An 18,866-nucleotide genomic window follows, 5' to 3' on the forward strand; every position below is an offset into this window, starting at 1 on the left:
AATGCGCCTTGCGTTCAATCGAAATAAAAATCGTGTCCGGGAAGCGTGGGCAACATCGATCAGCCGTGCGAACGCGAGAAGGACCTGCGTCCAGTTTCGTCAAGGATGATCCAACACCTCAACAAAAGGTGAGCGGTTGGCTCAAACTGGATGACGCTTGATGCGGACGAGCGCGTGACCAAGGCAGGCATGGGACAAAGGGGGCGGAACCGGGCGAACATCCCTACTGATGGGGCGGATGCGCCGATTCGCCCCTGAAACTCAGGCCAACCGCCATTATACTCACCCTGCGGATTGAGTATAAACGAGAGCATGGACGCCGAGCTCCATCCCTCTTATACTCAATCCGCAGACTGAGTATAACCCTTGGAAACGACCGTGCCGGCCCCTTCCCTCGTTAGCCAGACGACCTATGCCGAGCTCCTGGAGCGCACCGCGACCGCCGCCTTCCGGGACGCCTTTGCGGACAACGGCTCGTTCACGGCCAAGAACATCGGTGGCCGCAAGTATTGGTACTTCCAGACCGGCACCGGCGCGGAACGGTCGCAGCGCTATGTCGGGCCGGAGACGCCGGAGCTGCTGGAGCGCATTGCTCACCATCAGGAGGTTCGCGAGGACGAACGCGAGCGCCGCGCGCTGGTGTCCGCCCTTGTCCGATCGTTCAGCTTCCCTCGCCCCGTTCCCGAGATCGGCGACATCATCGCGGCGCTTGCCAGGGCCGGCGTGTTCCGCCTTCGCGGCGTGCTTGTTGGAACGATCGCCTACCAAACCTATGCGGCCATGCTCGGCGTTCGCCTCTCCGCCGGCTCGCTGCAGACCGGCGACGTCGACATCGCCCAGTTCAAGAATGTCTCGGTGGCGGTCGAGGACTCGACGCCGCCCGTTCTCGAGGTGCTGAAGGAAGTCGACAAATCCTTTCGTGCCGTTCCTCACATATCTGACGGCAGGCGCGTCACCAGCTATGCGGCCAGGGGCGGCTTGCGCGTCGACTTTCTCACGCCCCACCAGGGCAAGGAGACCGCCCGCCCTCAAAAGCTGCCCGCCCTGAATACCGACGCCCAGCCGCTGCGCTTCCTGGACTTCCTGATCCGCGATCCCGAACCCGCGGTCATCCTGCATGGCGCCGGCATCCACGTGCACGTGCCTGCTCCGGCGCGCTATGCCGTCCACAAGCTCATCATCTCCCGCCGACGCCCGGAGGGGTTTGCAAAGCGCGACAAGGACCTGCAGCAGTCCGGGGCCCTGCTCGCGGCGCTGGCCGAAAGGCGTCCCCATGAGCTGAAATCGGCATGGGAGGAAGCTCACGGCCGCGGTCCCAAATGGCGCCAATTGATGCTCGAAGGGCTTGCGTTGCTTGGGGTCCCCGTTCGGGACGCAGTGCTCAAGACCATTGAGGCGCCTCGTTCGATCATTCCCGGCATCGATCTGTCCTTCGACAATCCCCCTGCTCGCTATGACCTCAGCCGCGACTTCGTGACGTTCCAGGGAAAGGAGCTTGGCGGCGCCGTCAACTGCGCCGTCAGCCGCGAGGCGCTGGAAGACCATTTCGGTGCCGATGGTCGCGCGCAAGAGGGTCGCATTGATGCGTTCCTCAAGAACAGGTCGAGGATCGAGGAGATCGCTCGCGCCAAATATCTCTCCTCACCGGTCGATGAGCCCGGCGCCGTTCTGGTCAAGACTTCCGATGTCGCGAGTTTTCCGGCTCGGCGAGTGCCCAGGCGGAAGTAAGTCCGTCGTCATCGCCCACGGCCGCGCTTGATCCCGATCGACCAGGATATACCCTCGCCACCGACACTGCCGCTGACTAACTGTCCGCGTGCCCGCTCCAGCACCGGCCGCCACGGCACCAGCGCAAACTCATGGGATCGCTCGATCACGGCGAAGCGTCCGCTGTTCAGCGTCAGCATGCGCCGGTAGAGCCCGCTGACCTTGTCGCCGGGCTTCACACCAACATGCTCAAGCCCGGTGCGCGCGGATATCTCCGCGGCGGTCCGCGCCAACTCGCGCGCCTCGAGCGTCCCAAGCATGTTCCGCGCATGGCGCACCTGCCCCTCCTGCTCTCGCGCCAGCCCCTGCTCGACCAGCCATTGCCGCCTGACGCGCAAGGCGGTCTCGACATCGGCGCCAAAACCGGCCGATGCGATCCCATCGGGCTCCTTCGCAACCAGCGTGCGATCGAGCCAGGTTGCCCCCAATGCCTGCGGCAGATCCTCAAGCCTTTGCCATGAGAGCACCGAGATCTGCACCGGGTTGCGCGAGCGCTGGCCTTTCTCGTACTTGAGCGCCCCCTCGAGATAGTCCTGGCCTACGCTCCAGCTGCCGTCGGTACGACGGCTGACCACCCCCTCGCGCCGCATGGCTTCGAGACGCCGCATATGAGCCCCGACAAACTCGCCCGATGCCTGCGGATCGAACTGCCGATGCAGGCGGTCGCTGTAGCTGCCGCCATGCGCGGCGGCGATTTCGGCGATCGTCCGATCGATTTCGCGGGGCTCGGCAGAGCGCGCCCTGAGCTCAACGATGGTGTTTCGAATGGGCGCTTCCTGATTGCCGCCGAGCGCGCCGAGTTCGGCGTAGTGCGTCCGCCCGTCGACCCCATCGATCACCACATAGCGGCGCTCGGTCAGTTCATCCGCAAACCCTTCGCCGACGACTCGCCCGACCAGGCGCCGGCCGCCCTGTTCCGGATCGAAGATCGCGTAGTCGCCGGCAGCCTTTGAGACTCCTGCCGCGGCCAGCTCACGATGCATGGTCTTGATGATGTCGCCGCGCTCCCCCATCCGTCTGAGCCTTTGTTCAAGCTCGGCATCGATCCGCCAGCGGCCCGGTTCGCTCTCTTCCGCCAACCCCATCCGCTCCAGCGTTCGCAGCCGTCCCATGCGCGCCGTCTGCCAGGCGGGTTCCTGTCCAGACAGCGGACCCAGCTCAAGAAGCCCGTCCGGAGCATCACGAATAACCGCCCGGTCGAGCCGCGTGAACCGCTCGGCTCCGATCTCCTGCTGGAGTTTGCGCGCAGACTCGATCTCGGTTTCAGGACCGAGTTCCCGGGTGATGAGCTCGGCGGCCCGCGACCGGAAGCCGTGAGTGATGTAGTCGCGCGCAATGACGAGGTCACCTCCCTGGTCATCCCTGCCGCGTACCACGATGTGGGTATGGGGATGGCCGGTGTTGAAGTGATCGGCGGCAACCCAGTCGAGCCGGGTGTCGAGATCCTGCTCCATCTGCCGCATGAGATCGCGCACGAACGGTTTCAAGTCCGACAGTTCGGCGCTGTCCTCGGGCGCCACGATGAATCGGAACTGGTGGCGATCGCCGCTGCTGCGCTCGGTGAACGTCTTACCGTCGGCACGGTCATTGCCGGCGTCATAGAGCTCGCCTGGCTCGCCCTCCCGCGTGACACCGTCGCGCTGGACATAGCGCAGGTGAGCCCGCACGGCGCCGGTGTCACCGGCCTTGATCCGTACGATCCGCGCCTTGATCACGACACGGCGCTGCCCTGGACTGCGCCCACGCGCCGCCAGGACCGCACCTTGCGCGCGACCGCGGCCGATACGAGCGCCCGTGAATGCGGAGGCCGCTCGTGCACCGACACCCGCCTTGGTCGCTTCCTGCCGGACGCGTCGAAGATAGCTGGTTGTCTTCCCGGCCGTGCGATTGCGGATACGTCCGAGCTTGACGTCGAATTCATCGTCGATTTCTCGCATCGCTTGCATCCGCTCTTTGGAGAAATGGCCGATATGTGGGGCGTGCGAGCGTTCGCCAAGACGCAGACGCAATTGCGCAGGATCGCCATTGCATTGGTTCGAACATGGCGACAGCGGAGATCCCGATAGCGACAAAAACCTGGATGTGCAGACAGCGACTTAGGCCTCACCGAGCGCCAGTGCTTTAATCTTGCCCTACGCCCTTCATTGCTCCGCTCTCTGCCCTACTGGCTCTCACTCTGCTCAAATCGCCACGGGTCCGAAGCCGCAAGTGACACGAGGGATCGGATTTCGGCGATGATCTAAACAGCAATTCGGGCTCCGAGAGCAATCGCGCAGGGTGCGGCCGGTTCGAGTTGGCAAGACCGCGCGCGCCGAGACCGACAATCGGCCCCCCGAAACGACGGGGAAACTCCCGAAAATCAGCGCAGAACGGCGCGCAAAGATCCGTCCGATTGATGGTATTTTGGCCGACGGCGACGGCTTGATCAGAGTGTAGGATACTGCTCTGCTCCTTTCCAAAGCGGCACAAGAAACGCAAAAAAGCCCCGCCTCCGAGGAGGCTGGGGCGATGGTTGCGGCCGATCAGTCGCCGCTGCGGCGGGACCAGATGAGGGTGAAGCCCTCGTCACCTTCGACCTTGACCAGCGAGGCGTAGATCGGGGCCGGGAAGCTCGGATCGTCGAGCTTGACCGAGAGGTATTCGCGCTCGCTGTCGCGGACGGTCTTCTTCCAGGCGGCGCCGAACTCGGTCGTGCCCGCGAAGATGCGGTAGTCGGGAGCCTTGTCGTTGTCCTTTTCGGATGCGACGAGCTTGGCCTTGATGTTGAGCGTCAGCGTCTTGATCGAGCCGGTGTAGCCGTTGTCCGATGCGGTGAAAGTGCCGATGGTCGCCATGATAATCTCCGTCTGTTTTGCTCGGGCCGCGTCCATCGCAGCCTCGATGGCGATCCCTTGCCCGGGGAGCGATCGGCCCGCAGCCTTTAGGGCCCGCAGCGCCAGCGGAGGACGGCGAAAGCTTGCTTTTTTGTCTTCCCGCGAGGAATGCCGCCCCCTTCGCGGCAGGGGAAAAAGGCAGGCGTGAGCTGTTGAGGGAAGGCGATCGAGGCGCTTGCCGTCCCCCGCGCTTGATCAGCCCAATCGTGACTGCGTTGGACGCGAGCCCCACGACGGAACTGACGGAGCTGGCTTTGGCAGCGCCTCTGAGCAGCGCCAGAAGCTGGCTGGATCGGCGAAAGACAAGCCGATGTCCGCACGTCAATCACAGCGAGACGCAGCCGGACCCGCGCACAGGACCTAGCCGCATTTTTCGCGAGAATGAACCGGCAACACTCCCAGAATTTCGGTCACAGCGCGCTCTTTAAAGCGCGGCGTCATGACAGGACCGAAGCAGCCGGTCTGGTTGCCTCACCCTGCAAAGGAAGGCGCGACACTCTCCCGGAGCTGCAGCAATCGGCGTTGATCAGGCAGATCGCGCCTGACCGGAGGAAGGGTCTGCCTGCGCCACGCCACTGCGGCATCCATGGAAATCGGCCACGAACAAATTTACCGACGCAATTGTCGTGCATTTGGGAGGTCGTCGTCACACATCGAACACGACGCCAACCCAGTCGCCTTCGCGCCAAACGACGCTGCACGTGTAAGTCTTGCTGGGCGGAACGATAAGCGTGAATTGATCGGGAAGAGAGGATGGCGGTTCGTCTGCCTTGAGCGCTGCGCCATGCTCGGTGATATCGCGCACGAGGCAGCACAATGACAAGTCACCGAATCTGATCAGCGCATTGTCGAGCGATGGATTGCGAACAGACCTTCGTCTGTCCGGAACAACAATCATGTCGTGCCCCTCAATAATCAATGCAAAACATCGTTGCCGTACAAGATACGTTGCGTTGCCACTAACGACGGAACTCGACGCGCTGCATCACGCCGTGCGCCGATTGGATCGACCTTTGCGGCGCCGCGGGCCGTTGCGACGATGTCTGCGCGGCGGATCAGACAGTTTGGTGGCATTCCTTGCGGAGGGCCCGCTTGCTAGCGGGTCGTCGACCGGGCGAAGCGGCGACCTTCGAACAGCGATCGCCGTTTCAAGCGCGCCGAGGAATTGCCGTCCCTCTTCCGTGATCTCCCAACCGGCCGCATCCCGAACCACAAATCTGGCCGAGAAGATATTCAGGTCAGGCGCATGCTCGGCCAATCGCTTCATGCGATCAGTCCAGTCTTTGCCACTGTTCATCAGGATTTCGACCGCGTGCCGCACTTCGGCAACGGAGGCTCGCCCGGTGGGCTGGCCGGCCAGCACTTTCAGGACGGTCAGCTGGAAGGACAACTTCCACGTCTCCGGTCAGGCTGATGAGAAGTCTCGGCCAGAGAGGTTAACCCCCGATCAAGGATTAATTACCAAATGGCTAATGGGCGCAATGGATCAAGCACAATCGGCGGGCGTCGACGACTGCGCGAGCTTGATCTGAACCAGGTCGGTCCAATCGAGTCGTGAGGTTCGCCATCTGACCTCGCCGCTCGTTGCCAAGCGAGTTCGACGGCTTCGATATCGGCAAATGATCAGAGATTGGAGAACCGCTTTTTGCCGTCCGACGGTCCACGATGGATCGGCATGAGATCGCATTGGAAGCGGCTCGATGCCTGCTCGCCGATCGTGCAAGGCCAACGGAAGAAGAGCGGGCCTCCGCTGGCATGCTCATCGTGATCCGCTATTCAAACGTCCGGATTCCACGTCCAAAGCGGACGCGCGACGCCGAGGATGTCGCACCGCAAGACCGGCCCGAAATACCTGGAATCGAACGAGAGAGGATGTGGCTGCAGCAGAAAATACTCCCCGTCGACCAGCCGCATGCAGCCCTCCCAGGATGGCAGGGGCCGGCCCGCGTGGTCCTTTTCCTGCACTTCGGCCGCGACCTTGCCGCCTATCGAAATCGCATCCATCGCTTGCCTGGAGCGACATATCTCCTCGCCCGCGAGCGCGGCAACCTGCTTGAGCAGCGGCACCGCCGGAGGCGCGATCTCGTGTGCGACGATTAAAAGCTCGATCGAAGGCGGCGGCCTCAGCACCGCAAGCTCCCCCCTTGTCGGCAAGCGCCGCTCGAGCGCATAGAAGCCGAGCGGCGCGCTGCCGGAGGCATTATAGATCACAAGCGGCACGCGATCGGCAAAGGCAACGCACAACGTGGCGATGCCGCCGCTCATGGTTGCGAGGATCGCGGCCCTCCTGAAGCGACGGCGTGGATTAATCCGCATCGGACGTCGACCTCCGCTTGCTGGCTTGCGAGAATTCCACGAGATCCTCGATGTGATAGCGCACGTAGCGGCCGTGCTTTCGATAGACGGGCCCGCGTCCTTGCACGCGCATTTTCTCCAGTGTGTTCTTGGTGAGCCTGAGCCAGGCGGCCGCCTCCGCTGTGTTCAGGAACAGCTTGTCAGGCTGCTTGTCTTCCATTTTCGTCATGTTTGTCCCGTACTCCTTCGCACAGAGCCCGCAAGACACGGGATGCGAGGAGCAGCGTCGTCAGATCGCGCTGGAATCCGAGTGGCGAAGATCAGCCGGCGCGGTTTGCCACCCCGCGGGGGCAGGTCTCGTCCAGCGAGAGGCAGGCCGCCCACTCAACCAAGCAGATCGCGGTACCCGCCCTTCATCAGCTCGGTGCCCTTGGCGACCAGCCGCCGGGTCCGGTCCTTCAGAAACTGGCTCGGCCCCTGCCAGTCCTCGGCGACCATCTTCGCGCCGAAGATCGTGGTTGCGATCTGCCGATAGGTCTTGCCGTTCAGGCTTTCGTCGAGCGCGAGCAGCGCCTGGCGAAGCCGCTCGTCGCCGCCAAACAATGAGGTCTCAGGCGCCGGCCCGCTTACCATGAAGCGCTGCAATCGCTTCAAGAGCTCCGTCTGGTCCGCAAGATCGGACAGCCTTTCGAGCTCGAAGGCCGGTCGGAACCGCCGGGTCAGAACCCGGAGATCATGGAGCTCGACCGCGACGTGGACGCCCCTGCCCTTCAGCAGCACGAGCACCCGACCGTCAGCGTCGATCACAGCGTGGCGCTCGACCCTGAAATCGGCGAGCAAGTTCGGCGGCTCCTTGTCGCCCTCGCACGGCGGCAGCGCCCTCAGCCGCACTAGGCGTTTCAATGCGCGCGCATGCCAGAACACCGGCGTATCGCGCGCGGTGAGCATAGGGTCCGCGAACGCCAGAAGCCCCCATTTTTCGGCAAGCGGGAACCGACGCGGCAACCGCAGTAGCCGCGTGCCGTCCATTAGCGCAAGGCACGGCGGATGACGCGGGATGGAGCGCCGCCAGTCCGCGGCGTAGTCGGCGTTACGGCGCAGGAACTCCCATGCCCAATCGACGGCATCGAAGCGGACCTGACCGGGAGCCGCCTCGCCGCCGTAGCGCCGAGCTCGCCTGTGCTGCGACATGTTCAAGAGGGCCCATCACGCCTTGAGGTTGCGCTTATGATCGTTTCGGCCGAATGGGGCAAGAGCACGGCTCCTAGACTTCAACAACCGAACGTAAGGCACGCCCGCACAGCCAGTAGCCTGCCGATGAACCGGCAACGCAATTGCCCGAGCAGCGCAGCATCCTTGGAGCAAGAGCAGGACGCGCAGCATCCCTGATTGGTGCCCGACGCTCAGGCAACGCGTCAACCCGACGTGGTATCAATCTTGCTAGTTTCAGATTAGCTTGGTGGTGCGCGCGCAGATTCACAGCGTTCGCATATTCGTCAAGCCAACCAAACCACGAGGACGACATGGCCAAGAAAGCGAAGAAGGCGAAGACGGCGAAGGCGACCAAGAAGGTCGCCAAGAAAACCAAGAAGATGAAGAAGTAAGCGCGCGGTTCTTCCGCGCCCAGGCCGCCGCGGCATCGCCAGTCGCACCGATCACGGCGATGACGTATCCCGGAAACATCGCAAGATGGCCTTCCGAAAGCCGCGGCGACGATCAGGCCGGCCCCATGTGCACACGGCTCGAGCGGCCACTGGATTGATGCACATGGGTCCGGTTTCTTGTGCGCCGGCTGTTCGGATCCTTGCTGCGGCGGATCGTTTGCACCGTCCCGCCGCCCCGCCCCTGAAAGCCGCGCGCTATTGCTGCCGGCCCATCGGTTCGTCGGAGCAGCCAGTCGGCCGGCCTCCGGCGCTGACGCATAGACGGTACCGCCACGGCTCGACAAATTCTCCGTTCCAAATGCCGCTTCGTTTGCTTCGCGCGTCGACTTCAGCCGGCGTGTGGTCACCCCTGCTGTAGCGCGGCCAATCGATCGCAAGCCCGCCGCGCACCAGCCAGTCGGCCAGATCGACCTTGCCGGCGCTGCAGACCGCGGCGGACCGCCCATACCGGTCGCGGTCGACCTCCACGCAGGTCAGGGTCTGCCGGCCGATGAACGTGACCAGCGCGTTCGCGGCCACCTGGCCACAGCGACAATGGCCGCCATGCGGATCGCGGCAGAGCTGGTCGTGCTCCGGCGCGTCGATCCCGTAGAGACGCACGCGCGTGCCATGGATTTCAATGGTGTCCCGTCGATCACGCTCGCTTGCCCGGCGACGTCGCCGGCGCACGCCTGACCGACCGGTATCGCGGCGAACACGACCAGTGCAAATATGCGGCCTGCAAGCCTCCGCCATCCCGAGAGCCGGTCCGACCGCACAACGACCGATACTTGCGACATGTTCTGCCCTGGCGACATCCCCCCGTTTACCGGTCCATACGTCCAGCCGACGGACTATGGCGTCCCGACCGTCAGCGAGGAAACGACCCGCGCCAGCATCACGAGCGTCGCGGTCAACGTCGCCCCTCCGACCACGCATTGCGCGAGGCACCGCTTCACCATGGCACCGCCGTCAACAAAGATGCTGAATGCATTTGGCATGGGCCAGCTCCGTCCAATTCCTTCCGAGGATCGAGCCGGATTCATAGTCTGAGTCGCGGAGCCACCGCCGCAGGCTTATTTCCCGGAGCGTTAGGGTTTGATTCACGACTCGGGGACTCCCGACAAGCGGTTGCGGCGGAGGTCTCTGCGGGCGAATCGGTTGGGTTCGCCTCCATTTGCGCCGAACCGATCCGGCCGCTCGGCCGCTCCCAACGTCAAGAGCGTGAGGCGGTCGCTCCTGCACACCGTCACCGCCGCCTCTGCGCTTTCCCTCCCCGCGTCAACCGGGCCGACGCAGATGATCGTCCGCGCCGCCGGTGATCATATCCGACGCATCGACGGCTGCCGCCGAGACGGCGAGAGCCGGCGGGCGGAAAGCCAGCAGGAAGTCCGCAGCCTTTGAAGCCCTGCTTGCGGCGTGGAAGATCGCGCGGTTGTCGCCGCGCAAAACATCGATCCAGTTGCCGATATAATCGGCGTGCCGGACCGTCGGAAAAATGGAGAGCGTCGCGCAGACGAATGCCGCCGCCATCTCGGCGACCAGTTCCTCGCTGGCGTAGGGTTTGGTACCGAAACGGCCGGTCTGATCGCGCTTCAACCGGCTGGCGTGCCCGGTCCAATGCCCGAGCTCATGGAACAGGGTCCGGTAGTAGTTGATCTGGTCGAAGAAGGCCGGTTGCGGCGGCAGCTGGACGTAGTCCCGTTCGCACTCGTAATAAGCCTCGTCTCCGCCGTGGCGGATATCCGCGAGCGTCGCGCGGGCAAGCGCCTCGGCCTCCGGCACGATCTCCCGCTCGGGCAGAGCCGATGCCTGGTCGTGACAATGGTCCGGCAGGCCGTCGCATTGGGCGATGTTGAAGACGGTATAGCGCCGCAGAAACGCGACCGCTTGCGGCTCGACCCCCTCGCCTGGCGCGGAAGACGGATCAAATTGCGATTTGGTCCGGCGCTCCTTGGGCACGAACCTGTCAGCATAGCAGATGCCGACACCATGTTCGCCCTTGCGAACCGTTCCGCCGAGCGTGATGGCCTGCCGGAAGGTCAGCCACTGCTGCGAGGGATAGCCTTCGTCGAACAGCCTGCCCCACAGGATCAGGATGTTGATCCCGGAATAGGTCCGGCCGGTCGCCGCGTTGCGCGGCAAGCCTATGGCGGATTGCTCCACGTCGCTTCCCCAGGGCTGCACCCACGGCACGATGCCCTGCTCGAGTTCGGCAATGATCCGGTCGGTGACTTCTTCATAAAGCGTCGCGCGCGGCCTCTCTGCGCGCAGGCCTTCCTTGTTTGACATGCTTCTCGTCCTTGCTTTCTTCCCCGCGCAGGTCCCCGGAGGTGGGGTGGGCGGCGAAAGCGACCGCACAGCCCCGAACGCAGAGGCAAGCCGCACCGGAACGGCCGGAGCGGCAGCGGAGGACCGCGCTCAAAGACAGGACTGCAAGAGGGATTGATCGAAGCGCGGTTGCGGGTTGCCGGTTCGGGGCTATACGGGAGCGCCGCCCACCCCGCCGATGGGGGCAGCAAACAAAAGAGCGCCGGCCGCTTGAGGCCGGCTCAGCGCCGCCGCTGCGAAATGCGCGACCGTCCTCATCACCCGGTCAGCCCGAGAATTGTCTTACCAATTGCCTGAGACCCCGATCGCCGATCTGAACGGACCACTCCAGCGCGGTTTGGCGAAGGGTCGTCGGTATGACGCCGTGAAGCACAAGCCGCTTGATAACCAGGCCCTCGTCGCCTTCGCACCGCTGGCACGACAGATCGAGCAGCAATCGCACATCGTAGCCGAGCCACGCCCCCTGCAGCGCGAGCATCAAGATGTCCTCGTCGATCCAGCCCCCACCCAGGAGAACGCAGCAGCCCTGTGAGGCCTCCATATCAGCGATGAATTCAGTATCCGTCCAAAGGTCTAGTGCGTCATTCGAAAGACGGCTGATCGATGGATCCAAGGCAGTCGAGCCGAGGTCTCCAATAGCGAAGGCCCGGACAGTGAACCACTCATGGCAGGCAGCAAGAAGCCTCAGGCTTTCTCTCGCCTTTCGTGCCTGCGCGCAGGCCTCACCTGCTGACAAGACCCACGCAGGATTCACAAGAACAACCCTGCTCGTTCGAGGATCTGCCAGCATACCCGCAACCAATCGACTTTAGGCAATTCCTTGCCGCGACACGCCGAGCCGTTATGCTCCGCCTGCGAAGACGCCAACTCAGGCTTGTTCCATGGGAATGCCAAGGACGGGCGATGAGATATGGGCCTGTCGGCATAATGTAGAGAACGCACTGTCATTGCCGTGCAAGTACCCGGCTAACGCCATCGTTCTGCCGAACGGCTGCGGTGGTGCAATGCGTTGCAGAGGCCATCCCGCCCGACGAAGAATTCGCTCCATCCGGACGTCGGTGACGGTGACGATCGAGCAGGACTCAGTGCGTCGCAGATACTCGATCATGGCAGCGAACAGCATGAAAGTCGCACGGCTTAGTCCTCCGGACGACGAATCCGCGAGCTTTTGCGTATCAACGCAAAAACGGGAGCTTTCGAGGATCCGACGATCGCGCGGCATCGGTGTGCCTGCAAGCAACGAGGCGAAGACTTCGCCAAGCATCGTAGGGCCGGTGGTCGGCAACAGGCGCACACAACCCAGCACTTCCTTGCGATCGGACAACACGGCCAGATAGGATGGACTGAGCGTATCGAAGATGTCGAGCTCCATGCCGTCACTGACAGATACGTCCCATTCGAGCCGATCGTGGAATATCCGCCGCCTGAGCTGATACATCCGCGTTAGCAGATCAACGTTCTCTCCAAACTGATGACTCTCGATTGCGACGGCGTGCATGCATAGTCTCCCGACCCTCGGCGGAGCCCACACAATCAGAGCGTGTTATTCGCTTCACCTGTTGAATCTGACAGGATGCAAACGTCGGGAAGAATGATCTAGTCACATCAAACTACGTACGAAGCCGATGAACTCAACTTAGAGGCATTCTTACCCGATCCAGGGGCCGCGCCGGCTCCCTTCCCGGCGGCTCATGAGAGCAGACCCCGCCGAAGCGCCTCGGCGACGCATTGCGCAATCGACGACGCGCCAAGCTTGGCCCGTGCGTTCTCAAGATGGAACGATACGGTTCGCGGCGAAATGCCGACGAGAACGGCAATATCGCTCATGGTCTTCCCCTGAGCGCTCCAGCTCAGACATTGTCGCTCGCGTTGCGTCAAGATGTCTGGATTTGAACACTCCGGATGTCCGCGCGTCCGCGCCGACAGGTGCGCATGAAAATAGAATGCAATCAGTTGAATGACCTCCAGCAGGTTCTGTTCCGGATGCTCGATCGACGGTGACCTCTCATCCATGGCGAGCGTGAAGGCTACGGTCCGGCCAAACCCGCCCCTGATAGGAACCGTGAGTCCCGCCTTGATACCGAAAGTCCTGGCTTCATCGAAGAAATGGCGCTCGGGCTGGCTGGCTGTCCGATCCGGAGCGGCGCTCCCCCAGTCGAACAGCTTGTTTTCTCGGGATGCGCGGCGGATCACCGGATCCAGCCGCTGATAGTCATGTTCGGCATATCGCCGCGTCCAGCTCCTTGGGTAGGACGAGATGATGGCAGGCTTGCCGCTCGCAACATCGAGGTAGGCGAACCAGCGAAAGCCTAGCTGCTCGGTTACTCGCGTTGCCACCCTTTCAAAGCCGCTTGCGTCCTCAGCCGTGTGAATGGCATCGGCGAACTCTTCGAGCAGACGTTCAGGTGCCTTCATGAGCCGGCAGCCCGCTTCCCGATAGGAGCCTCGATCTCGAGGGCTTTCTTGACTCGCCTCGAAGGTTGCGATGTCGCGCGACGACGATACGCGTGGCTGGATCATCGCGCTCGCGAGCGAGCATGGAATGTCATTCTATCCGTCACGCAAAGCAGCTTGGAACACCCGGAGTGTTGCGATCTGGAACGGACGCAGGGATAGTTGGCAGGTCCGGCTGCCGGCCGGGATGGCCTCAAGCCGATCTTCAAGAATGCTGCTCGTCCACACCGATTCAACATCGACGCCAAATTTGAGCATCGCGCGAGCCTGAACGCCCGAGCTTTCGTAGAGCCGCACTACCCAGCCGCGTCCGTCCTCGGCCGGCTTGATCGTATCGACGACCACATTGGGCGGAGACACCTGCAGGAATGATTGTTGTAACGGCTCGTGCGCCCGCCCCTTGGTCCAAAGCACCGGACGCGCAAAACGCCGGGCTCTCCCGACCGTATCGGCGGTGCGCCAATCGCCCTCATGGGGGTAGATCGCATAGCGCATGCGATGCTGCCCGATGTCGGCCTTCGGATCGGGGGATGTGGCGCCGCGCAGCAGCGTGAGCGCGAGCTGATTGCCGAACGTCGAATAGCCGTGCTTGGAGTCGCTGAACAGCGACACGCCGAAATCCGGTTCCGAGATATCCGACCAGCGATGGCCGGGGACCTCGTACCTGGCGGCGTCCGCATCCGTGTTGGCGTGGGTCGGCCTCTCGGTCGCGCCGAACATGGTTTCATAGGTCGCTCGCGATGCGCGGCAAGCGACGGGAAACATCACCTTCAGAAGGGTTCGGCGCTCCTGCCAGTTGACGGTGGTCTCAAACTCAAGGTGATGAGCACCGGCATCCAATCGGATCACCTGTGTGAGCCAGCTCGCTTTTCCGAGCGTCCGCTCGAACCGTACCTCACTTCTCAGGCCAGCATCCGACAAGACGCTAAAACTTACCTCGCCGGTCAGTTCCCGAGCGGTCTCCAGCGCAAACGGATCGATGTCCCATGCCTCGAAGTCGAGCGGCCTGTCATCAAGCAACAGAAACCGGGCACCGGCCGACGCCAGGGTTTCGCGGCCGGTCGGCAAGTGAACCAGCGATCGAACAAGACCGGTGCAGTCAATGCGCGCCCTGAGTTGCGAATTCGTCAGCACAAACTCGGCCGGACCGACCGACAACGTGACGCACTCCTCCGTCGTGGCCGCCTCGCCTGCCGCGAACGGCGCGGCGACGATATACCGCAGTGCGCCTTCGGGGTCGAGCGTGACCTCGGCGCGAGAGCTGCCGAGACTGTTGACCGGGGTCCAGCCGGCGCCGTTGGAGTCGCACAAGGCGGCCAGCAGTGCCTGGGTGCGGCATTTGGCCTGTTCCTCGACCGCAGCGAGATCGGCCTCTGCCCTCTCATAGACCTCGCGAATGCTGCTTCCTGGAATGATGTCGTGAAACTGATTGACCAGCAGCGTGCGCCACAGTCCTTCGATGTCCGCTGCCGACGGTGCCGGCCGCTCCCATGCATGCGCAATGGTGGCCATGAATTCGAGGGCCTGAAGGCTGGCCTCGCATGCGCGGTTGAGACGCTTGATCTCTCCCTGTGTCGTGTAGGTACCGCGATGATATTCGAGATAGAGCTCACCCTCGATCGTGGCCAGATCTTCAGCTGATGTCGCCAGGCGATCGAAAAACTCGTCTACGGTACGAATCTGGATCCTTGGCGCCCCTTGCAAGTCTTTCGCGCGCTGCAGCGTCTCGAGCATCGTCTCGTCGGGCCCGCCGCCGCCGTCGCCGTAGCCAAACAGATAGAGTGCGTCGGCCGACCGGTCGGCGTCCTTGTAATTCGCAGCGTGATAGCGCAGCTCCGCGACCTGCGCTGAGCCATTGTAGGTGTCCGCAGGTGGAAAATGCGTCAGCACCGTGGTGCCGTCGATGCCGCGCCAGTTGAAACTATGATGCGGCGGCGAGGTGAACTTGTTCCAGGACAGTTTCTGCGTCAGGAATCGAGACATGCCCGCCAGCTGCATAAGCTGCGGCAGCTGGCTGTCATAGCCGAACACGTCGGGATTCCAGAACACGTCGGAACGTTTGCCGAAGGTCCGCTCGAAGTAGCGCTGGCCATAAAGGAACTGGCGGCAGATCGACTCGCCCCACGGCAGGTTGCAGTCCGGCTCCACCCAACTGCCGCCGACAGGAATCCATTGTCCAGCCTGGACTTTGGCGCGGATTCGCGCGAACAGGCCGGGGTCGTTCTGTTCTATGATGGCGTATTGATAAGCCTGTGAACACGCGAACCTGAAATCGGGATAGCGATCCATCAGCGCAATCGCCGTCGAGAAGCTGCGCTGGGCCTTGCGCCGGGTTTCGTCCAATGGCCACAGCCAGGCCGTATCGAGGTGAGCATGGCCGATAGCCGACAGTTCATGGGCTACGCTGCCGTTTCGCGCAGCAAGCAAGTCGCCGAGTACCGCTTGCGCCGGCGGCCATGTCGCTCGATCGTCGGGATCGGCGAGGTTGCATACCCGGTTGAGGTCATGGAGCAACCGGCCGGCCCATGCTCGGTCCAAGGCCGGTTGCACCACCTCGCCGACGCCTCCGTACGACCTCGGCTTGTTCGAGGGATCACGATCGGCTTCGAGCTGGCGAAGGACATCAAAATCAAAATAGAATGCCGAGGCGTCTTGGTCGAAGCGGCGCAGCTCGCACGCCGCCAGTGTATACGCTTGCGGTTCGCTGCCAAAGGCACCGAACAGGCCGTTGCAGGCAATCTCGACATAGAAGGTGAAACGCTCTCCCCCACGTTCCGAGCCGAACAGCGGCGCAATGTGGCGGCCGGGATTAAGACCTTGCGACGAGAGCCCATCCAGCCAAAGCAAGGCTTCCGAGCGGCTATCCCAATAGAGGTCTACTCTCGCACCGGCCCAGTGCTCCGGTACTTCGGCTGCAACGCGGACCCAATAGGTCGCCCATAGCGGACCGAGTGCCTGGCCCAGGGAAGCCGGCCGATAGTCGAGCTTCAGTGCCTCTTGCAGACCGATGCGTTCCGTCGGACCGGCGAGCTCGAGGGAAACCGCCGGCACGCGATCGGAGTGAACCCTGCGCCGCAATCTTTGCGCAAAGCGCTCCAATCGGCCGCGTGTATACCTTGGGTAGCGCCCGCGAGCCCGCCCGACCGCCGGGTCTTCCGTGGACCTATCCATCCTGTCGATCATCCCTCACCCGCATCGGAGCCGGCAGCGTCGCCGGCGCCAGAATCGATCACCGCGATTCCCGAAGATCTCGATGCCGGCACCGCCCCGCGCTCCTGGACCGCTTGATCAAGAGCATCAATCGCGCATACCAGATGGTATAGCGAGCTCGCCGTGGCTACTTCGGAGAATTCCCCGTTCGCAGACATCCTGTCCCACCATAGCCCCTTGATGGGGGTCTGCAGAAATCGCTCGAGGCTTTCACCCGCTTCGGCGGCCACGGCCCACCACGCATCTCCCCCGCGCTCCGCGCGTGCAACTGCCGCTTTCAGCCGTTCGGTTTGAGGCCAGAGGCGGGATGTGTCTTCAAGTACCGTGAAGTCATCAAGAATTGTGTCGACGACGACCGATCGAGGGCGCGCCACACCACGCTCTTCACCGATTTTCTGTAGTTGATCGACAGCCAGATAGACGGCGTCATTCCCAGTCGAATTGGCCCACTTCGTGAGAAGCCAAGACCATTCGAACTGATGTCCGGGTTCGACGACGCGACCGGCGATACCGGCCTGAGGTGACCAATCAGCGTTGAAGCATTCGTAGATCGCCCCTCCAGCTCCGATGAACCGTGCGAGCGCCAAGTCGACGATCTCCTGCGCCAACTGATGCCAGGTTCCGCTAGCGTCAAGCTCGATCCAGGCCAAGCATGCCTCGAGAAGGTGCATGTGCGGGTTCGAATATCGTAGCGATGACGGGCGGTCGCTCTCTGAAAAACCGCCGGCGGGATGCCGACATGTTCTAATCAGGCAATCACGCACCGAATGTGCAAGGCGCTCGGCTCGCCGCCTGGAATGCCGGGCCACCGCAGCGCCGGCAAGCATGGCGAACGCTTGATCATAGAGCGTCGCTCCATCTGACAGAATCATACCGTCATGTGAGAGCAGACATCGAAAGAGCCCGTCCGGGCGCCCAAAATCGACGAAGTATCTGTCGACGCCGCGCAGCACCTGCTTGACGTCTATTCGGGCGCCCAGCCGATTGGCCGTGAGCAGTGCGTAAATCTGGCGTGCCGGCACTCTGGCTCTCCGGGCGGCCACCACCGGATGGCCGCCTTGGGAAATGGCTTCACAGAAACTGCCGGCGGCATCGAGACCGACACTCGTCCACAGCGGAATAGCGTCATCCAATAGCCAGGCTCTCAGCCTTTGATGCACATGTCGGGCCGCGGTGAAGCCCGTCCTCGGATCGGCCAACCGCGTCGAAGATGACTGACCTTCCATCTATCTGACACCTATCGTGTGGTAAGAAGTGTGATGCTGGCATGCGAACGTGACCGCGAGAGTTCGGTTCGGTTCCGAGCTCTTTGTGTCGAGATCAGCGAGGAGGTCAGAAGATCTGGACGCCACTCGATTTCCCGAACACACCAGGGCTCCGCCGGCCTAGGATCCATCGACTTGCAGACGGCCGAGCCCCTTCGCGCGCTCGGGCTCATCGCGCGAGAAGTTGACCGCATCCGCGGAGCTGTCTCCGAGGCTGACGCCACCATCGCAATTCAGAATGGCGCCCGTAATGTAGCTTGCCAGGTCAGACGCCAAAAACAGTGCAAGGTTCGCAACATCGTCCTTGGAGCCGTAGTCGCGCAACGGGATTCGCGCCTTCGCCTGTGCTTCGAGTTCAGTCGTAGGCGCAAGCCGCGCCATGCCGACGGTATCCGCGATTGGCCCCGGCGAGATCGCATTCACTCGCACTCCAGCGGGACCCCACTCCATCGCGAGGCATTTCGTCAGCATGTTGACCCCGGCCTTCGCGGCGCAGGCATGAGCTTGAAACATGCTCGGGGTCACGCCCTGCGGCGCCGTGATCGAGATCAGGGAGGCACCGGGTCTACGCAGATATGGAAATGCCGCCCTCAATACGTTGAAGGTACCGATCAGGTCGATATCGACAACCGTCCTGAAGGCATTGGCCGACATTCCCATCGCCGGAGCAAGGAAGTTTCCCGCCGCTCCGGATACCACGATATCGATGTTTCCGAAGCACTCCACCGTCTGCGCCAGGGCAGCATCAACCGGGCCGTAGTCCCGCACGTCGGCAACGAGCCCGATAGCCTCGTGTCCATCAGCCAGGAGGGTTCGGGCGGCCTCCGATATCCGGTCCTGACTGCGACTGACGACGGCGATCCTCGCGCCAGCATTTGCCAGAGCGCGGCCGATAGCGAGATTGATTCCGCCAGATGCACCGGCGATGAATGCGACCTTGCCTTTAAGGGAGCACGCCTCGTCGCTGAGAGGCATTGATGTTTGACGCACGTGCATGCTGGAAGATCCATGTTCGAGTAGATTGCAAA

18 protein-coding genes are annotated in these 18,866 nt (G+C 62.7%); 2 read left to right on the top strand and 16 right to left on the bottom strand.

The features are described from left to right. Nucleotides 1–378: 378 nt before the first annotated feature. Nucleotides 379–1,728 carry a GSU2403 family nucleotidyltransferase fold protein gene (locus tag H8A92_RS00150; protein WP_229193802.1) on the top strand — a complete coding sequence of 450 codons (1,350 nt, stop codon included), beginning with the start codon at nt 379–381 and terminating at the stop codon, nt 1,726–1,728. 8 nt (nt 1,729–1,736) lie between these two features. Here H8A92_RS00150 and rlxS read toward each other — a convergent pair whose 3' ends face one another. From rlxS to H8A92_RS00185, 7 genes are all read right to left on the bottom strand, one after another. After that, nucleotides 1,737–3,704: a relaxase/mobilization nuclease RlxS gene (gene rlxS / locus H8A92_RS00155; RefSeq protein WP_229193803.1), complete on the bottom strand. Its 1,968-nt coding sequence runs from the start codon at nt 3,702–3,704 to the stop codon at nt 1,737–1,739. A gap of 585 nt (nt 3,705–4,289) precedes the next feature. Next, a complete protein-coding gene (locus tag H8A92_RS00160) occupies nt 4,290–4,601 on the bottom strand; it encodes a DUF736 domain-containing protein (protein WP_229193804.1) in 312 nt (103 codons plus the stop codon). A gap of 685 nt (nt 4,602–5,286) precedes the next feature. Beyond that, a complete protein-coding gene (locus H8A92_RS00165) occupies nt 5,287–5,538 on the bottom strand; it encodes a PilZ domain-containing protein (protein ID WP_229193805.1) in 252 nt (83 codons plus the stop codon). A gap of 87 nt (nt 5,539–5,625) precedes the next feature. After that, complete coding sequence (locus tag H8A92_RS00170; RefSeq protein WP_229193806.1) at nt 5,626–6,030, bottom strand: hypothetical protein; 405 nt, start codon at nt 6,028–6,030, stop codon at nt 5,626–5,628. A 386-nt stretch (nt 6,031–6,416) separates the two neighbouring features. After that, nucleotides 6,417–6,905 (bottom strand): S26 family signal peptidase, encoded by a 489-nt coding sequence (locus tag H8A92_RS00175; RefSeq protein ID WP_229193807.1) that lies wholly within the window; start codon nt 6,903–6,905, stop codon nt 6,417–6,419. A gap of 40 nt (nt 6,906–6,945) precedes the next feature. Then, nucleotides 6,946–7,155, bottom strand: coding sequence for a helix-turn-helix domain-containing protein (locus tag H8A92_RS00180; RefSeq protein ID WP_229193809.1), 210 nt, complete (start codon nt 7,153–7,155; stop codon nt 6,946–6,948). Between the two features lie 164 nt (nt 7,156–7,319). Further along, nucleotides 7,320–8,126, bottom strand: a complete 807-nt coding sequence (locus H8A92_RS00185) for a DUF2285 domain-containing protein (protein WP_229193811.1) — start codon at nt 8,124–8,126, stop codon at nt 7,320–7,322. 268 nt (nt 8,127–8,394) lie between these two features. On the opposite strand from H8A92_RS00185, the gene H8A92_RS00190 reads away from it, so the two are divergent. Beyond that, nucleotides 8,395–8,697: a hypothetical protein gene (locus tag H8A92_RS00190; protein WP_229193812.1), complete on the top strand. Its 303-nt coding sequence runs from the start codon at nt 8,395–8,397 to the stop codon at nt 8,695–8,697. A 97-nt stretch (nt 8,698–8,794) separates the two neighbouring features. Here H8A92_RS00190 and H8A92_RS00195 read toward each other — a convergent pair whose 3' ends face one another. From H8A92_RS00195 to H8A92_RS00235, 9 genes are all read right to left on the bottom strand, one after another. Next, nucleotides 8,795–9,199, bottom strand: coding sequence for a thermonuclease family protein (locus tag H8A92_RS00195; protein WP_229193813.1), 405 nt, complete (start codon nt 9,197–9,199; stop codon nt 8,795–8,797). 233 nt (nt 9,200–9,432) lie between these two features. Then, nucleotides 9,433–9,579, bottom strand: a complete 147-nt coding sequence (locus H8A92_RS00200) for a hypothetical protein (RefSeq protein ID WP_229193814.1) — start codon at nt 9,577–9,579, stop codon at nt 9,433–9,435. A gap of 280 nt (nt 9,580–9,859) precedes the next feature. Then, nucleotides 9,860–10,870, bottom strand: a complete 1,011-nt coding sequence (locus H8A92_RS00205) for an ArdC family protein (protein ID WP_229194046.1) — start codon at nt 10,868–10,870, stop codon at nt 9,860–9,862. Between the two features lie 304 nt (nt 10,871–11,174). Further along, nucleotides 11,175–11,522: a hypothetical protein gene (locus tag H8A92_RS00210; protein ID WP_229193815.1), complete on the bottom strand. Its 348-nt coding sequence runs from the start codon at nt 11,520–11,522 to the stop codon at nt 11,175–11,177. A 255-nt stretch (nt 11,523–11,777) separates the two neighbouring features. Next, nucleotides 11,778–12,407: an acyl-homoserine-lactone synthase gene (locus tag H8A92_RS00215; protein WP_229193816.1), complete on the bottom strand. Its 630-nt coding sequence runs from the start codon at nt 12,405–12,407 to the stop codon at nt 11,778–11,780. Nucleotides 12,408–12,598: 191 nt separating this feature from the next. Beyond that, complete coding sequence (locus H8A92_RS00220; protein WP_229193817.1) at nt 12,599–13,324, bottom strand: helix-turn-helix transcriptional regulator; 726 nt, start codon at nt 13,322–13,324, stop codon at nt 12,599–12,601. A gap of 135 nt (nt 13,325–13,459) precedes the next feature. After that, nucleotides 13,460–16,414: an alpha-mannosidase gene (locus H8A92_RS00225; protein ID WP_229193818.1), complete on the bottom strand. Its 2,955-nt coding sequence runs from the start codon at nt 16,412–16,414 to the stop codon at nt 13,460–13,462. A gap of 128 nt (nt 16,415–16,542) precedes the next feature. Next, the gene (locus H8A92_RS00230; protein ID WP_229193820.1) at nt 16,543–17,706 is read right to left on the bottom strand and encodes an AGE family epimerase/isomerase; all 1,164 of its coding nucleotides are present in this window, start codon (nt 17,704–17,706) and stop codon (nt 16,543–16,545) included. A 252-nt stretch (nt 17,707–17,958) separates the two neighbouring features. Then, nucleotides 17,959–18,834, bottom strand: coding sequence for an SDR family oxidoreductase (locus tag H8A92_RS00235; protein ID WP_229193821.1), 876 nt, complete (start codon nt 18,832–18,834; stop codon nt 17,959–17,961). Nucleotides 18,835–18,866 lie beyond the last annotated feature (32 nt).

Source organism: Bradyrhizobium acaciae, assembly GCF_020889785.1.
Classification (GTDB): domain Bacteria; phylum Pseudomonadota; class Alphaproteobacteria; order Rhizobiales; family Xanthobacteraceae; genus Bradyrhizobium; species Bradyrhizobium acaciae.

Excerpts from the sequence above, each read along its gene's own strand:
- H8A92_RS00175 (WP_229193807.1), bottom strand. The coding sequence starts at position 6,905 with ATGAGCGGCGGCATCGCCACGTTGTGCGTTGCCTTTGCCGATCGCGTG.
- H8A92_RS00185 (WP_229193811.1), bottom strand. The coding sequence starts at position 8,126 with ATGTCGCAGCACAGGCGAGCTCGGCGCTACGGCGGCGAGGCGGCTCCC.
- H8A92_RS00220 (WP_229193817.1), bottom strand. The coding sequence starts at position 13,324 with ATGAAGGCACCTGAACGTCTGCTCGAAGAGTTCGCCGATGCCATTCAC.
- H8A92_RS00235 (WP_229193821.1), bottom strand. The coding sequence starts at position 18,834 with ATGCACGTGCGTCAAACATCAATGCCTCTCAGCGACGAGGCGTGCTCC.
- H8A92_RS00165 (WP_229193805.1), bottom strand. The coding sequence starts at position 5,538 with ATGATTGTTGTTCCGGACAGACGAAGGTCTGTTCGCAATCCATCGCTC.
- H8A92_RS00205 (WP_229194046.1), bottom strand. The coding sequence starts at position 10,870 with ATGTCAAACAAGGAAGGCCTGCGCGCAGAGAGGCCGCGCGCGACGCTT.
- rlxS (WP_229193803.1), bottom strand. The coding sequence starts at position 3,704 with ATGCGAGAAATCGACGATGAATTCGACGTCAAGCTCGGACGTATCCGC.
- H8A92_RS00180 (WP_229193809.1), bottom strand. The coding sequence starts at position 7,155 with ATGGAAGACAAGCAGCCTGACAAGCTGTTCCTGAACACAGCGGAGGCG.
- H8A92_RS00160 (WP_229193804.1), bottom strand. The coding sequence starts at position 4,601 with ATGGCGACCATCGGCACTTTCACCGCATCGGACAACGGCTACACCGGC.
- H8A92_RS00215 (WP_229193816.1), bottom strand. The coding sequence starts at position 12,407 with ATGCACGCCGTCGCAATCGAGAGTCATCAGTTTGGAGAGAACGTTGAT.
- H8A92_RS00200 (WP_229193814.1), bottom strand. The coding sequence starts at position 9,579 with ATGCCAAATGCATTCAGCATCTTTGTTGACGGCGGTGCCATGGTGAAG.